At 41.6% G+C, this 14,609-nt stretch carries 18 protein-coding genes; 17 read left to right on the top strand and 1 reads right to left on the bottom strand.

The features are described from left to right. Positions 1–26: 26 nt before the first annotated feature. Complete coding sequence (locus DUE52_RS20695; protein ID WP_114407960.1) at positions 27–500, bottom strand: hypothetical protein; 474 nt, start codon at positions 498–500, stop codon at positions 27–29. 248 nt (positions 501–748) lie between these two features. On the opposite strand from DUE52_RS20695, the gene DUE52_RS20690 reads away from it, so the two are divergent. The 17 genes from DUE52_RS20690 (at position 749) to DUE52_RS20615 (ending at position 14,522) form a co-directional block, all read left to right on the top strand. Continuing rightward, positions 749–1,603, top strand: a complete 855-nt coding sequence (locus DUE52_RS20690) for a recombinase family protein (RefSeq protein ID WP_114407959.1) — start codon at positions 749–751, stop codon at positions 1,601–1,603. Then, complete coding sequence (locus DUE52_RS20685; protein WP_114407958.1) at positions 1,551–2,891, top strand: radical SAM protein; 1,341 nt, start codon at positions 1,551–1,553, stop codon at positions 2,889–2,891. The genes DUE52_RS20690 and DUE52_RS20685 overlap by 53 nt, the downstream gene beginning before the upstream one ends. A gap of 40 nt (positions 2,892–2,931) precedes the next feature. Continuing rightward, on the top strand, positions 2,932–3,423 hold the full coding sequence (locus DUE52_RS20680; protein ID WP_229312244.1) for a hypothetical protein: 492 nt from the start codon (positions 2,932–2,934) through the stop codon (positions 3,421–3,423). A gap of 146 nt (positions 3,424–3,569) precedes the next feature. Beyond that, the gene (locus tag DUE52_RS20675) at positions 3,570–5,102 is read left to right on the top strand and encodes a Fic family protein (RefSeq protein ID WP_114407957.1); all 1,533 of its coding nucleotides are present in this window, start codon (positions 3,570–3,572) and stop codon (positions 5,100–5,102) included. A 55-nt stretch (positions 5,103–5,157) separates the two neighbouring features. Continuing rightward, positions 5,158–5,667 carry a hypothetical protein gene (locus DUE52_RS20670; protein WP_229312243.1) on the top strand — a complete coding sequence of 170 codons (510 nt, stop codon included), beginning with the start codon at positions 5,158–5,160 and terminating at the stop codon, positions 5,665–5,667. 458 nt (positions 5,668–6,125) lie between these two features. Next, on the top strand, positions 6,126–6,416 hold the full coding sequence (locus DUE52_RS20665) for a hypothetical protein (RefSeq protein ID WP_114407956.1): 291 nt from the start codon (positions 6,126–6,128) through the stop codon (positions 6,414–6,416). Then, a complete protein-coding gene (locus DUE52_RS20660) occupies positions 6,403–6,744 on the top strand; it encodes a helix-turn-helix domain-containing protein (protein WP_114407955.1) in 342 nt (113 codons plus the stop codon). The genes DUE52_RS20665 and DUE52_RS20660 overlap by 14 nt, the downstream gene beginning before the upstream one ends. Then, positions 6,744–7,607, top strand: a complete 864-nt coding sequence (locus tag DUE52_RS20655; RefSeq protein ID WP_114407954.1) for an ImmA/IrrE family metallo-endopeptidase — start codon at positions 6,744–6,746, stop codon at positions 7,605–7,607. Before DUE52_RS20660 ends, DUE52_RS20655 begins: the two co-directional genes overlap by 1 nt. Before the next feature lie 2 nt (positions 7,608–7,609). Beyond that, positions 7,610–8,353, top strand: coding sequence for a thymidylate synthase family protein (locus DUE52_RS20650; RefSeq protein ID WP_114407953.1), 744 nt, complete (start codon positions 7,610–7,612; stop codon positions 8,351–8,353). A gap of 72 nt (positions 8,354–8,425) precedes the next feature. Then, positions 8,426–9,433: a nucleotide kinase domain-containing protein gene (locus DUE52_RS20645; RefSeq protein ID WP_165840978.1), complete on the top strand. Its 1,008-nt coding sequence runs from the start codon at positions 8,426–8,428 to the stop codon at positions 9,431–9,433. Between the two features lie 23 nt (positions 9,434–9,456). Beyond that, the gene (locus tag DUE52_RS20640; RefSeq protein ID WP_114407952.1) at positions 9,457–10,323 is read left to right on the top strand and encodes a dCTP deaminase domain-containing protein; all 867 of its coding nucleotides are present in this window, start codon (positions 9,457–9,459) and stop codon (positions 10,321–10,323) included. Then, positions 10,320–10,895: a MazG C-terminal domain-containing protein gene (locus tag DUE52_RS20635; protein WP_114407951.1), complete on the top strand. Its 576-nt coding sequence runs from the start codon at positions 10,320–10,322 to the stop codon at positions 10,893–10,895. The genes DUE52_RS20640 and DUE52_RS20635 overlap by 4 nt, the downstream gene beginning before the upstream one ends. Next, the gene (gene acpS, locus DUE52_RS20630) at positions 10,896–11,273 is read left to right on the top strand and encodes a holo-ACP synthase (RefSeq protein WP_114407950.1); all 378 of its coding nucleotides are present in this window, start codon (positions 10,896–10,898) and stop codon (positions 11,271–11,273) included. Positions 11,274–11,626: 353 nt separating this feature from the next. After that, positions 11,627–11,956 (top strand): hypothetical protein, encoded by a 330-nt coding sequence (locus DUE52_RS32140; protein ID WP_133299888.1) that lies wholly within the window; start codon positions 11,627–11,629, stop codon positions 11,954–11,956. Between the two features lie 32 nt (positions 11,957–11,988). Beyond that, positions 11,989–12,279: a transposase gene (locus DUE52_RS20625; RefSeq protein WP_114407949.1), complete on the top strand. Its 291-nt coding sequence runs from the start codon at positions 11,989–11,991 to the stop codon at positions 12,277–12,279. Positions 12,280–12,293: 14 nt separating this feature from the next. Beyond that, on the top strand, positions 12,294–13,130 hold the full coding sequence (locus DUE52_RS20620) for an IS3 family transposase (RefSeq protein WP_114407948.1): 837 nt from the start codon (positions 12,294–12,296) through the stop codon (positions 13,128–13,130). A gap of 147 nt (positions 13,131–13,277) precedes the next feature. Beyond that, positions 13,278–14,522 (top strand): SIR2 family NAD-dependent protein deacylase, encoded by a 1,245-nt coding sequence (locus DUE52_RS20615; protein WP_114407947.1) that lies wholly within the window; start codon positions 13,278–13,280, stop codon positions 14,520–14,522. Positions 14,523–14,609: the final 87 nt, after the last annotated feature.

Here is a 14,609-nt window from a genome sequence, read left to right as displayed (position 1 = left end):
ATGCCCCGGTTGGTAGCCGGGGCATTTTATCGTCGGAAACCACGCCGACGTTGCTGGGTCTTTTGTTCACGTTTTTCGCGAGCCTGCTGCGCTAGCTTTTTGACTTCAGCCTCATCGACAGGTTGCCCTTTTGCAACTTGTGGAGGTTTAACTTGTTGGCCACCTGTATCTTGCTGACCACTTTTATTGGGTTCTGCCTGTTGCTGTCGATAAGCCTTTATCATGTCAGCCGCCTTATCCTGACTCTGGGACATATCGGGTAAGGGGGCAGGTGGAGTTGGTTCTCCTAAATAATTTCTTTGTTCTTGAGCAAAGCGAGTCTGAACGTCTTTGACCTTCTTTTCGTGTAAATCTTTGAGCCTGTCTAACTGGCCGTCAAATCGGGTTTTATCGTAATGCTCGTTTTGCAGATTTTTGATAGTTGCCTGATCTGCGTAATAGTCCTGATTCAGCCGTTCAAGCTCTTTGTCCTGTTGGGCTAAGAGATCACTATATGACATAGACGATGAATTAGAAATAGTTGAATGACACTGAAATAAAGAGGTTTGAGCTAATTTCTAACCCAAAAATTTGTATTGGAGTAAACGATCATTAACCCCGATACACCACAGTCTCTTTTTTAAGCTCGCTTTACCTATAAACCCTTGTATGACAGGGGCTATTTTAGCAGGGCTAACCGAATTTTAAGCAAAATCTGTTCAAAAGTAATCCATCGTTTACTCCTAAACAAAATCATGGTTAACCCACTATGAAACAGGCCATTGCCTACTACCGCGTTTCCACTCATCGACAAGGGCGAAGTGGATTGGGGCTGGAAGCTCAGCAATTGACGGTAGTAAGTTATTGTCAGCTTAATGGCTATGAGCTTATTGATGAGATTGTAGAAGTGAAATCAACCCGGAAACAGCAGAGTGGCCTATTTGAGGCCTTGGAGCGATGCCGGCAGAACAAAGCAACTTTGACGGTAGCCCGACTGGACCGTTTGGGCCGCGATGTTGAAAAAATTGCCCGACTGGTGAAATCCGATGTCGAAATCGTGGTGACCGATAACCCGCATGCCAATCGGTTTACGATCCACATTTTGGCTGCTGTCGCCGAAGAGCAACGGCAGCGCATTAGCGAAACCACCAAAGACGCCTTAGATGCCGCCCGAAAACGTGGGGTTGTCCTGGGAAAACATGGCAAGACGCTGGCTACCCGAAATAAAAAAGCAGCCGAAGAGTTTGCGCACCAGCTTTCTCCCATGCTTAAGAAACTAAACAATCGGGGGATTACCACCGTGAGAGCGATTGCCCAAGAACTCAACAAACAAGGTATTCCGACGTTTCGCGGGGATAGCCAATGGCACCCCGGCACCGTCTACACCATCCTGAATCGACTTAAAGAAATCAAACCCATGAAAACACAACCCGCTATGATCCCGGCAAATGAACCCGACATTCTATTCGATGATTGCGCCCTCCTTCACCAGGCATTCGGAAAGGATGCGTTGAAGGTTTCCTCAATCAACGCCAATTGCGATTGTTCCTCTTACTATTCTGCTGAAGACGATGACGCCGTTGATTCCGATCAAATCGCCGTATCTGCTGCTCCGACCCATTGAGCCGGAATACTCCTACGTCGTTAATTGCTTGTATCCGCATTCGCTTCGTCTTTTGACCCAGACGCAAGTGAATATCCTGACAGCTATCGATGGGCATTCCACGATATCTATGCTAAGCGACCGACTAGCCGTTCCCCCGACCGTTTTAGAAGAATTTTTAAAACTTCTCGCTCAAACGGACATCATTCGGTTTGATACCGCGTTCCGAAAACCGGAAAAGCCTAGTTCCCTTCAATCGCTCAATTTCTGGATTCATACCACCAATCGCTGTAATCTGGCCTGTAGCTATTGCTACATCTCGACCTTGAACACAACCGAAGGCATGCCGGATGCCACCAAACAGCAATTGCTGGAGAAGGTGGTAGAAACGGTGGTCAAGCGAAAACTCAAACAGATCAAATTCCGATTGGCCGGAGGAGAACCCTTAACCCAGTTTAAATCCTGGAAAGCCTTTATTCCCCTCATTCGGCACCGATTAAACGAAGTAGACTGTCGTTTTGAAGCGTCCTTTATCACCAATCTGACGATTCTAACCGACGAAATCATCACTTTTTGCCAGGAGCAGGCCATTGGCTTTGGCATTTCGCTCGACGGCCTGGAGGCCTATCAGAATGCCAGTAGACCGTTCAAACAGGGAGCAGGAACGTTCCAACGCATCGACCGCAATTTGATAATGTTACTGACTCACCAAATTCCGGTAACCGTCAACACGGTCGTTACTAATCAGAACGTGAAGGGACTGCCCGCATTAACCCGCTATTTGATTGAGCTGGATGTGCCGTTTCGCTATTCGATTGTGAAGGGTGAAGCGCTTGACGCAGAGCTTTTGGAAAACAGTCTCCTGGAATCCTATGCGATCATGCGGGAAGCCATTCAGGCCGGATGGCAATTCTCTCATCGTCACCAATTTTGTGATCTCAAGCCCCAGGAATTAGGGTTTCAGACCTGTGCCTCCGGGTTTTCCGGGGGAGCCATCTACGTCGATGGAACCTTCAATTATTGTCATGTCCACTTTGGCGATGAACGTCAATCCTCCCAGTCGATCTTTAACCCTGAATTAGACCTGGTGGCGATGATCGAGCAAGGCAGTCATGAAGAAGATAACCGGTCGAATGACTGCAAAACTTGCCGGTACAATGCTGTTTGTACCAGTGGCTGTCCGGTTTACCGGGTTAATGGGAAAGACCCCCAATGTAGCCTGTATCACCGGATTATTCCGTTGCTGTATGACCTTCAAGCCCAGGAACGGTTGAAAGTCCTGCGGGATTTAAAATCCGTTAACTCCTGACCGCTATGCTCTTTTCTGACGAAGACAGGAAAGGCTGACCATGATCGGGAATATTGCGGTGCTGATTTCGTGGCTCGCCTTAGCGGCCACGCTTTATCAATTATACCTCCAACGAACGCATAACGAAAAATCGCTCCAACCGCTGGGACAAATCGATCTGGAGGATCGACAGGGCCATCTCTACATCCATGTCACGAATAATGGCCTGGGGCCGATGATCGTAGACCAGCTCCTTTTTTTAAAAGATGGCAAACCGTATACGACGATTGATGCCTGTTTGAATCTGGTTCGCCAATCCTATACCGCTATCGCAGTGAATGAATCTGTGCGGAAAGTGATTTTGCCCAACAGCCGTTTGGTCATTTTTGAAACCCGTTTTGAAAAGGGTGAAGAAGACCTGCATCTGGTCCGCCAGCAGCTTAGTTCCATTCGTTTGAAGGTCGTGTTCCGCGACATCTACAACAATAAAACCACTATCGAGCGCGACTTTCAGTGGTTTGCAAGGTACGCAATCGAAGAGGGGCAGCAATAGAGGCCGTTTCAAAGCTACAATGGCACGATAGGGGGCATTTTGATGTTCGAGCAGGCATCATTTATGAACTTGACACGAAAAACTAATTTTGGTACAACATAAAAAACTAATTTTGGTGCAGCATGAAAAACGAATAATGGTCCATTATGGCAACTCCGGCGGAAAACCTGGCTCAGTCGCTTGAAGCCTTACATACCTTGCAACAAACCGAAAAGATCGTTGCCATTCGATCCACGGATTTGACTCGAACTCACCGGGAACGTCTAATTAAAAATGGTTTTTTGAAAGAGGTTTTAAAGGGGTGGTACATTGCGTCCCGACCCGATGAACGACCGGGCGATACGACGGGTTGGTATGCCTCCTTCTGGCAATTTTGCGCATCCTACCTTCAGGAACGCTTCGGGGACCAATGGGTGCTTTCTCCCGAGCAATCGTTAGCTCTGCACAGTGGGAATTGGGTGGTGCCTGGGCAACTGTTGGTCCGGTCCCCCAGAGCCAACAACAACGAAACCAAACTCCTGTTTAATACCACCCTGTTCGATATCCGGGTCCCGCTGCCCGCTGATGATGAAATCGAAGTCAAAGAGGGGCTACGGATGTATTCCCTGGCGGCTGCGCTGGTCTTCTGTTCGCCGGTTTATTTTACCCGCTCGGCGATGGATGCCCGCAATGTCCTGTCCCTGGTGCGGGATGCGTCCGATCTGTTGGCAATTTTGCTGCGGGGAGGCCATACTGTGGTGGCGGGACGACTGGCCGGAGCCTTTCGCAATCTGGGTAATGACCGCATGGCGGATGAGTTGATCCAGACGATGCGGTTGGCTGGGTATGAGGTACGGGAAGAAGATCCCTTTACCGCAAAGCTGCCGCATATTTTATCGTTTCGGGAAACCTCGCCGTACGTGAACCGGATACGGCTGATGTGGCAAAGCATGCGTGAAAACATAGTAGAACATTTTCCAGTGGCTCCAGGGCTACCGCAAGACCTGGATGCATACCTAAAACAGGTGGATGATGCCTTTGTCTCCGATGCCTATAATTCGCTTTCGATTGAAGGCTATCAGGTCACCCCAGCTTTGATCGAGCGCGTTCGTCAGGGGAGATGGAATCCCGATCAGGTGGAATCCGATCAGGATCAAAAGAATGCCTTAGCTGCCCGTGGGTATTGGCAAGCGCACCAGGCGGTCAAACAAACGATTCAGGCCATTTTGCAAGGTCAAAACGCGGGGGAAGCGGTCGAAAATGACCACCGCACCTGGTATCGGGAATTATTTGCTCCCAGTGTGAGCATTGGTTTATTGAAAGCCAGCGATCTGGCGGGTTACCGCAACGGGCAGGTGTATATCCGGGGTTCCAAACACGTACCACTAAACCGGGATGCGGTGCGGGATACGATGCCGGTGTTTTTTGAATTACTCCAAGCCGAACCGGAACCGGCTGTCCGGGTGGTGCTGGGCCATTTTATCTTTGTCTATATTCATCCGTACATGGACGGAAATGGACGGATTGGTCGTTTTTTGATGAATGCGATGCTGGCTTCGGGTGGTTATCCCTGGACGATTATTCCCCTGAGTGATCGGAGCCGCTATATGCAAGCCTTGGAAAAGGCCAGTGCGGAACAGGATATTACTAATTTTGCGGTTTTTCTCGCCGATCTGGTCAGGAAAAATCAAACGAAATAAAACGGATTCATTTAGCTGGTTCAGCTAGTAGTCGATTGAACGCAGAGGAGGGGAAATGACAGGAGATATTGCGGTGCTGATTTCGTGGCTCGCCTTGTTTGCGACCCTCTATCAATTATACCTCCAACGAACGCACAACGAAAAATCACTCCAACCACTGGGGCAAATCGATTTGGAAGATCGACAAGGCCATCTTTACATTCGCATAACGAATAATGGCATGGGGCCGATGATTATTGATCGACTCATTTTTCGGAAAGATGGTAACCAGTACACGACGATTGAAAATTGCCTGGAACTCAGTACGCGGACTTATACGCAGGTCGGCATTAGTGAGTCTGTGCGAAAAGTCATTTTACCCCATTCCCATTTGACCGTATTTGAAACTAGAGTGGAAGATCAGGACGCAGAGAAAGAGGCTCAGCAGATTAGACAGCAGTTAAGCTCCATTGCATTGAAAGTGGAATTCCGTGACATCTACAATAATAAGATGACTATCGAGCGGGATTTTCAGTGGTTTTCCCGATATATCCAGGAAAAGGTCATTGAACAAAAATCCACATAATGGGTAAACTCGCATTCAGTATCCTTCGCTGAAGGAATAAATGGGAATACCAATCAGCCGCCAATCAGAAAAATACAATACCTGTTGATTTTTAAAGCAAAGAGATGCAATCCTGTTCAATGATTTATTCATCATATTAGAGACAGGAGCAAAATTACGCAGTAAGTTAACTTTTAGCGATTAAAACCCACACATATTTAAAAGACGAGTGGGGTGATCGGGTTTTGCTGGACAGTCAACTCTCCTTAATTTGCATAATGCTCTTTACAGGCTTAACAGCTAAGCTCGAGATATCAGAAAATAAAAAACTTTCGCGGCATGAAATACTATTTATTTGATTATCAGTAGCTTTAGAAAGATAATGTGCAAGAAACGTTTTCTGCAAATAGATGAAAAATGCTTTTCTATTGGAACTGTAAGATTTTCTTACGTATTTTGTATGAAAATCTTACACAACCATGAAAAGCCTTGATCCTAGCGTAGTCGAGTTAGAACTAGTCAAGATTGTTGACGAGGTCAACAAAAATATTTCAAGACTGGATATAGACATAGACACAAGTTGTTGCCCTGGTGATATCGGAATTAGTAGTCAAATACTTATAACTATAATGGGAAGAGTAAGTAATAATTTGGGAATAACTATTCCCGATGACTGCTATATTTTTCATGATAAAGATTCTCACAAGCAATTAAGCATAAAAGAAGCAGCACAAAAATTAATTGAGAAAGCGAAAGATGGAAATCAGTAACACATTGCCCGATCGGGAAAAAATTGCTGCACGGCTTAGAGAAGCGAGAGCATTATCAGGACTATCACAAGCACAGGCAGCATATAAACTAGGTCTTCAACGTCCAGCAGTTTCCGAAATAGAAGCAGGTAAACGAAAGGTGAGTGCCGAAGAAATAATTCAATTTGCAAACTTATATAAAGTAGCTACCTCTTGGCTTCTGCTAAAAGAGGAAGAAAGCGATGAATATATGAGTGAGCAGATTAAATTCGCAGCAAGAGAATTAAGCAAAATGAGTCAAGATGACGTACAAAAATTATTAGAAGTGATTAAAATACTTCCAAAGTAATGAATTTGAATACAAAGGCAATTTTAAAGGCTGACGAAATACGAACTCGATTGGGACTGAATATTTTTCAGCCTATTAATATTTTTGATGCGTGTGTCAATTTGGGACTTACAGTAAGATTTGTTGACATTAACATGGAAGGCCTCTATGTCAAACAAAAGAATGGAGCATATCCAACAATCATTTTGTCCAATCAGCGGCCTTTCTCAAGGCGATGCTTTACTTGCGCACACGAACTTGGGCATCACGTTTTTGATCATGGTTTAAAAATTGATACGTTATCGGAGCAGCAAGCTAACTCCACTTATAAAGATAGTGAAGAACAATTGGTGGACTTATTTGCCGGGGCAATGTTACTCCCCATAGCCGGTATACAATCTGAATTTGCAAAAAGAAATTGGTCGATACAAAAATCTTCACCCGTGGAATATTATACAATTTCCTCGATTTTTGGAGTAGGCTACCAGACACTAATAGTGCATTGTAAAGCACATGGCTTGATTAATGAGCAGAAGTCTGTATCATTGCTTAAGTCCCAACCAGCTAAAATATTAGAAAGCCTTTTAGAAACTCGAATAATTTTAAAATCACATTTTAAAATTATTGATACTAATTGGGGATTAAGTATCGTCGATTTAGAAGTTACAAATTATATTATTCTTCCTTCTGGTTTTAAAGTTGAAGGGAACCATTTGCAAGAGTTTAAACTGGCTAATAATACTAGGAGTGTTTTTATAGCAGAAAAACCTGGTATCGTTCGTGCATTTTCTCATGATAATTCTATATGTTTTTTCATCCGTATACAAAAGCTAGGCTATGTTGGCCTAGCAGAATATCGACATATAGAAGAAGACACCGAATAAATATGTATACGACCCCTTTGTTACTTGAAGGTACAAATTTGTCAATTGTTTGGTGCAGAGCTGTAGATCACATACTCCAAAACTCTGGCGCTGACATTACCCCTTTGGTAGTGACTCTTACAAAATTTGAAGAGTCAATTGAAGTACGGAATATGCTTGAGCAAAGCCTCCGTATCAATGAGAAATCATCAATTAATACTGTGGCAGAAACAATTTTTCCAGAGTCACTTTATCAGCTTTACTCATATGATAGGCACGCTTTATACGAAGGATATCTTAGCATTTTACCTCGATTAAAAAAGATCGATCCAAAAAATGCTAAAGGCACTTACTTCGAACGATTAATTGCTTTTAACGGTAAAATAAACCAGCTCGAAATGATTATTAATTCTTTACAGGAAGAGCAAAGTGTGAGACGTTCCAAACTACAAGCTTCTATTTTTGATGCAACAAGGGACCATTCTGACAGTCCATATCAACGTTTTCCTTGCTTACAACACGTAACATTTAATGAAACTCCTAGTAGAGGTCTAATTATTAATAGCTTTTACGCAATGCAGTATCTTTATGAACGAGCATATGGCAATTGGTTGGGGTTAATAAATTTAGGGAAATTTGTCGCAAGGGAGCTTAATTTAAATTTTGAAAGATTAAATTGTTTCGTCGGTGTAGAACATTTAGATATATCGAAAGAAAAAGCAAAAAAATTAAGAATGGAGTTTAACCAATTGAGTATATATGAATAAAGTTGCTTTGTTTTTACTTACAGTCCGAAGCATAGGAAAGTTATTCTCTTTGGAAGAAGAGACTCAATTAATATGAAATCAGGATTAACCATTTGTGTTTCTATTGCACCAGCCAAAACAACAGAGGTATATGATAGTTATTGGAAATTTGCTGCTCTTAGACAAGAGGCGTTTTTTAATCGATTGAATGGTGAATCATACCCTTGGTCTTCAGATATGATAATTAATCAATATCGGTTCACTAATGTATACCGTGCGGCAGACAGAGTGAGCCAGTATTTAATAAGAAATGTTATTTATAGAGATGACCTTCCAAATTCTCCAAAAGAGGTTTTGTTCCGAATATTATTATTTAAATTGTTCAATAAAATTGAAACTTGGGAGCTATTAAATTCAGCACTCGGCAATATTACCTATGAGGAATATGATTTTAAACGATACAATAATATATTATCAGAGACTATTAATAGTGGGAAAAGAATTTACTCGGCTGCTTATATTATGCCGTCAGGTAAATCTTATTTTGGATACTTAAGAAAGCATTCAAACCATCTAAAATTAATTGAGCATATTATTAGTGCTAATACACATGAGCAATTAATGTCTACAAATAAAATGCAGCAAGCATTTGAGATAATTAAAAGTTTTCCAAGTCTTGGTGACTTCTTAGCATATCAGCTATTGATAGACATTAATTACTCTTCTATTTTAAATTTTTCCGAATCTGATTTTGTTGTCCCAGGGCCTGGAGCGATTGGAGGAATAAGTAAATGTTTCCAAGATACAGCTGGCCTAAATAATGCAGAGGTAATAAAGTTGATGACCGACAGGCAGGAACAAGAATTTGAGCGTTTAGGCTTAGTCTTCAATAACCTTTGGGGACGGCGCCTACAACTAATCGATTGTCAAAATATTTTTTGTGAAGTAGATAAGTATGCGCGAGTGAAGCATCCCAATGTAAAGGGAAGTAGTGATAGAGTAAAAATAAAACAAAAATTCAAAATAAACTCAGTTCCACTTAGTATTTGGTTTCCCCCAAAATGGGGCATCAATGACAAGATATTGGAACTTAGCAAATGACTGAATGTAAATATTAAAAAAGTATGTCATTCATAGGAACGAAGAGTCTTTTTCAACTTTTACAAGCATCGGATGTGATATTCCCGTTTGACGAGAATAATATAAAGAACGGGGCTTACGAACTATCCCTTGGCGGCCAAGTGTTTCAAACAGATACTAAACCTCGCTCAATAAAGTCTTTGAGTATTGGTCAAGAAATTTATATTGCACCAGGTCAGTTTGCATTACTTCTCACGGAGGAGAAAGTAAAAATCCCTGAAACTAAAATTGCCTTTATATCAATAAAGGCAGGCATAAAGTTTAAAGGCCTAGTAAATGTGTCTGGATTTCATGTTGATCCTGGTTTTGAAGGAAATCTTCTATTTTCTGTCTATAATGCTGGTCCTTCTACAATTGTTTTGAAGAGAGGGCAAAAGTGCTTTCCAATATGGTTTGCAGAGTTAAATGAAAAGCAAGATTACTCCGGAACACATGAAAAACAATTCAGTATTCCGGTAGAGCCGGTGGAGGCATTGAGTCAGGGTGATTTGGCATCTCCTAGTTTTTTGCTTAAAAAGATAGATGACGGGTATAAAATTCTTGATACTAAAATTAATAATATTGATGACATCCAAAAAGGCAAAATAGAGTTAATTGAGAAAGAACAAAAAGCAATAGACTATCTTGCTAAGACAGCATTAGGTCTAATGGTTATAATTTTTGTGAAATTTATTTTTGATTGGGTTGTTTTCAATTACGGCCTTAACAAAGGAATCGAAATTAAACAAAAAGAAGTCATCGTTGATTCCATGATTAACTTGAAATTAGTAGAAAAGAAAAAACTACTAATTGAGATTGATAGCTTACAAAAGATTAGAAATGTTATTCAAATAAAAAATGACCGCCGATGAAAGCTGCACATTTTTTTGATTCTGCGTATTCAGAATCCGAGCAAATTCCAAAATATTTTACTGTATCCTTTGAAGAAATTAAAACAGGAGAAAAACAGGAAGTAAGGGTAGTGCTTAATAATAAGCAAGTGGGAGATGTAATTAATGACAATTCTTATAAAAACGATTTTTATCGTTATCATGATGTCTTCCACTATTCATTTGCTACTTTACTTGGATGGTCTCCATGTACAAGGGTATTAGTAAAATGCAAGAGAAAAAGTAATAATTTGGTAGATGAAGTAGAAGATGGAGCTAGAGCCGCAATTACAGAAGAGGCTCTGTCTATGATTATTTTTAATGAGGCAAAGCGAAAAAATTATTTCAAGGATGTTTCACAGGTTTCAAAGACTACACTTCGAATAATAAAGGAAATGACTGAAAACTTTGAGGTCAAAGTTAGAACTAAAAAACAGTGGGAGAACGCTATTTTGAAAGCATATGAAGTTTTTCGATTTTTAATCGCCAATAATGGAGGTAAGGTTGAATTTAATGCTATAAAAAAGGAAATTAACTATGAGTCTTTAAGCTAAATGATTATTGGGATCGGTTGCGATATTGTAGATCACAAAATATCAGAATCCTTAGAATGGGACTCGAAACCTCATACTATAAATCGAATTTTATCTGATGAAGAGATGATGTTATATGATTCTCATAAAACTTTGAATTTTATTGCAGGGAGATTTGCAGCGAAAGAAGCTATATTAAAATGCCTTGGTACAGGAATGCAGGATGGTATTTCTTTGCGCCAAATTCAAATTCTTAAATCAGAGGATGGCAATCCGATCGTTCAACTTATGGGACAAGCAAAGCAAATATCAGACAATATGGGAGTTGATGCATGGCATTTATCAATTTCTCATTGTGCAAGCTATTCGATTGCTTTTGCTATAGCTGAAAAAAAGTGAAGTTATTACTTTCCATGAATTGGCAATTTTGTAAATTATAGTCAAACCTCAATTACTCGATTTTTGGTTGCAAAAGTAGAGAATCATGTAATTAAATTTGAAGATATAAATGTCGATAAATGAAATATAACATTTTGATATAGAGCTTAGCTAATATACACTTCAAATTTTTATCATGTTCGAAAAATGGGTGAAAATCTCCTCTATCCTCCTGATTTTGATTCACGTTTGGCCACTTCTGTAGAAATCTTGTTTAATCCGTTTCGATCAATATTATAAGAAAGCCTTTGTTGTATTTTTGAGAAGACTTATAAAAAATAAGGACATTTACAGACTGACTCACCATATTTGACATGGCCTTTAGTACTTTACAGATTGCTGAATTCATTCGGATCTTTAGCTTAAGAGGACAAAATATTGCTTGGTTTACTGGAGCAGGAGCTTCCGTTGCGGCAGGGCTACCCTCTGCTTATGACATGACTTGGGATTTTAAGCGGAGTATCTTTTGCACCGAGCAGAACACACCAATTTCACAGTTTAGCAATTTAACGCCGGGGGTAAAAAGTAAAATCCAAGCTTACTTTGACAGTAAGCGGGCCACTAATGATCCTAACAGTCCACCTCCAGAATATAGCCTAGAAGAGTACTCTATAGTGATCCCGCTTTTTTGTACCAGCCTTTAAGCTTGTCGGAATGGTTGCTAACTTAGTCAACTATGAAAGCAAAAAGCCGTCGTCAGTTCACCTCTGAGTTCAAGGTGAAGGTCGTTTTAGAAGTACTCCGCCAAGACAAAACTCTCAATCAGATCGCTAGTGAGCATGATCTGCATCCGCAGTTGGTGCAAACTTGGAAACAGGCATTTATGACCGCTGTTCCGCAACTATTTGATCAACAGAAGGGAGCCGAGAAGCCTATTGCCGATGAAACAGGGCCGCTCTACGAACAGATCGGGCGGTTACAGATGGAGCTGACCTGGCTGAAAAAAAAATTAGTGACCAACCCTTAAGCCAGCGACGAGACATGATTGAGCGCTCTAATACAGCATTGAGTCTGCGTCGACAGTGTTGGTTATTGAGTGTCAGTCGTACTGGTCTGTCCTATCAACCTGTGCCAGTTGATGAGCAAACCTTGCGGATCATGCGCCGATTGGATGAATGGTATGTCGAACATCCTGATTTGGGTCATCGCCGACTGGTTGTCCTGTTAAAGCAAGAAGGGTGGGAAATAAACATCAAACGCGTTCGCCGTTTAAGAGCCTTGATGGGCCTGGAAACACAGTTCCCAAAACCGAATCTATCCAAACCCGGTGTACCTCGTCAGCGTTTTTTCTATCTGCTTAGAGGCTTGGTGATTACGAGTGTTCATCAGGTTTGGGCCACTGACATAACCTACATTCCTATGCCAAAAGGCTTTTTTTATGTCATGGCCATCTTAGATTTGCATAGCCGATACGTCTTACAGTGGCAGATGAGTAACACCCTTGAAGCGGACTGGTGTGTGGCTACATTACAACAGAGTTTACAGCAATGGGGAAAGCCCGAAATCTTCAATACCGATCAGGGCAGTCAGTTCACCAGCGATGATTTTGTAGCAGTCTTACAAGGTCACCAGATTGCAATTAGTTGGGACGGGAAAGGTCGAGCTTTGGACAATATCTTCGTGGAACGGTTTTGGCGAACGCTAAAATATGAGGATGTTTATTTGCGAAACTATCAAACGGGTAGTGAGCTGCGAGCGGGCCTGAGCAAGTATTTTCAGTATTACAATTACCAACGGCCTCATCAGTCGTTGGGTTACCGAACACCCGCAACGGTGTTAATCGAAGGGAAAGAAAAACAACACAAATCTGTCAACTAACCATTTCGTTTGGCTAAGTAGTGGTACAGAGAATGGGGTACACTATACTCTTACTATTTTCAGAAGGCGTATCCGGATCTTTCGTTACGTAGTGAGTACATAGAACGAAAACTAGCCAATGCAAAGCCCACCTACGGCTATAAAGTAATGGCCGTCCTCATGAAGATGGGGATGTTGCGGTTTGTTCTGACGACAAACTTTGACCGCTTGATTGAAGATGCTGCGGCAATGGTTTATGAAAGTACCGCCAAGTTGCATATTGCCTCAATAGACAACAATTATCAAGGGCTTCACTATATACAGGATCAAAAAACACCAGCGCTACTGAAGTTGCATGGGGATTTTCATTCGCTTTTCATGAAAAATACCGTTGAAGAACTACGGCAGCAAGATGAAAAGCTTCGATTGGCCTTTAAGAATGCCTGTGAAAATTATGGATTTGCTTTCATTGGCTATAGTGGAAGGGATAATTCCATTATGAAAGTTATTGAGGAAAGCTTGGAAATGACATCGACTTTTCCCGCTGGCTTATTCTGGTTTGTCAGAAGAGGAAACAGCGTAGCTGCTAACGTAGCATCGATTTTGGAAAAGGCCTCCACAAAAGGAATACCTGCGTATCTGGTCGAAATTGAATCGTTTGAAGAATGTTTTTCATCCATTCTCAAATTTTTGCCAAACGTGCCTGAGGACGCTAAAAAACTATTAGAAACCAGCAATCGGCGACTTGTCCATCAGCCTGTAGCTAATAAGGGTAAACAGACACCCATTCTACGATTAAACGCACTTGAAATTAAAGATTATCCTAGCGTCGCCCGGCTTATTGAATGCGATTGTGGTAATACCAAAGAAATATTAGAAGCCGTCAAAGAGGCAAAAGCTAATCTACTATGTATTCGAAAACAGCAGGGTATCGTCGGGTTTGGAGATGACCGAGAGTTTGATAGGGTTTTCCCAAAGAACCGCAAAAGCATCTATACAATTGAAGAAAAACATTTTTCTTTTGATGATTCATCTATTAAAAATCTGGTCACTGAAGCTCTTCTGAATGCACTGACTAGAAAGCGTCCTCTGCGCTGGATGAGAAAGCGAAGTGATTATTATATTGTTTTAAATCCCCGACAATTAAATCACCCAGAATTATTACCCCTAAATACGCTTACCTATACTTCTTATAATAAACCAGTAAAGCACACAACCAATGGCTATGTTCCAAATACCCACTTGCTATGGGTGGATGCGTTACATGTGACTATAACCCGCAAATCGTCATCTATTTATTTGATGCTTGAGCCCACAATTCGAGTAGCTAAAAATGCGGACCCTGAACTTCGATTTAAAAGTGCCGCCTTTGTTGAATATGCCACTCCAAACTGGGCCATTTACACCGATTAATGCTGGTCCACCCGCGCCGATGTAAACTGGGCCACCTGTGGATAAGTGAACATTGAAGAGACAATATTCCTAGTTTTCCAATGGGCA

The organism is Larkinella punicea (assembly GCF_003334855.1).
Taxonomy (GTDB): Bacteria; Bacteroidota; Bacteroidia; order Cytophagales; family Spirosomataceae; genus Larkinella; species Larkinella punicea.
The sequence above is the reverse complement of the archived record's forward strand: the minus strand, read 5'-3'. Positions and strand labels throughout refer to the sequence as shown.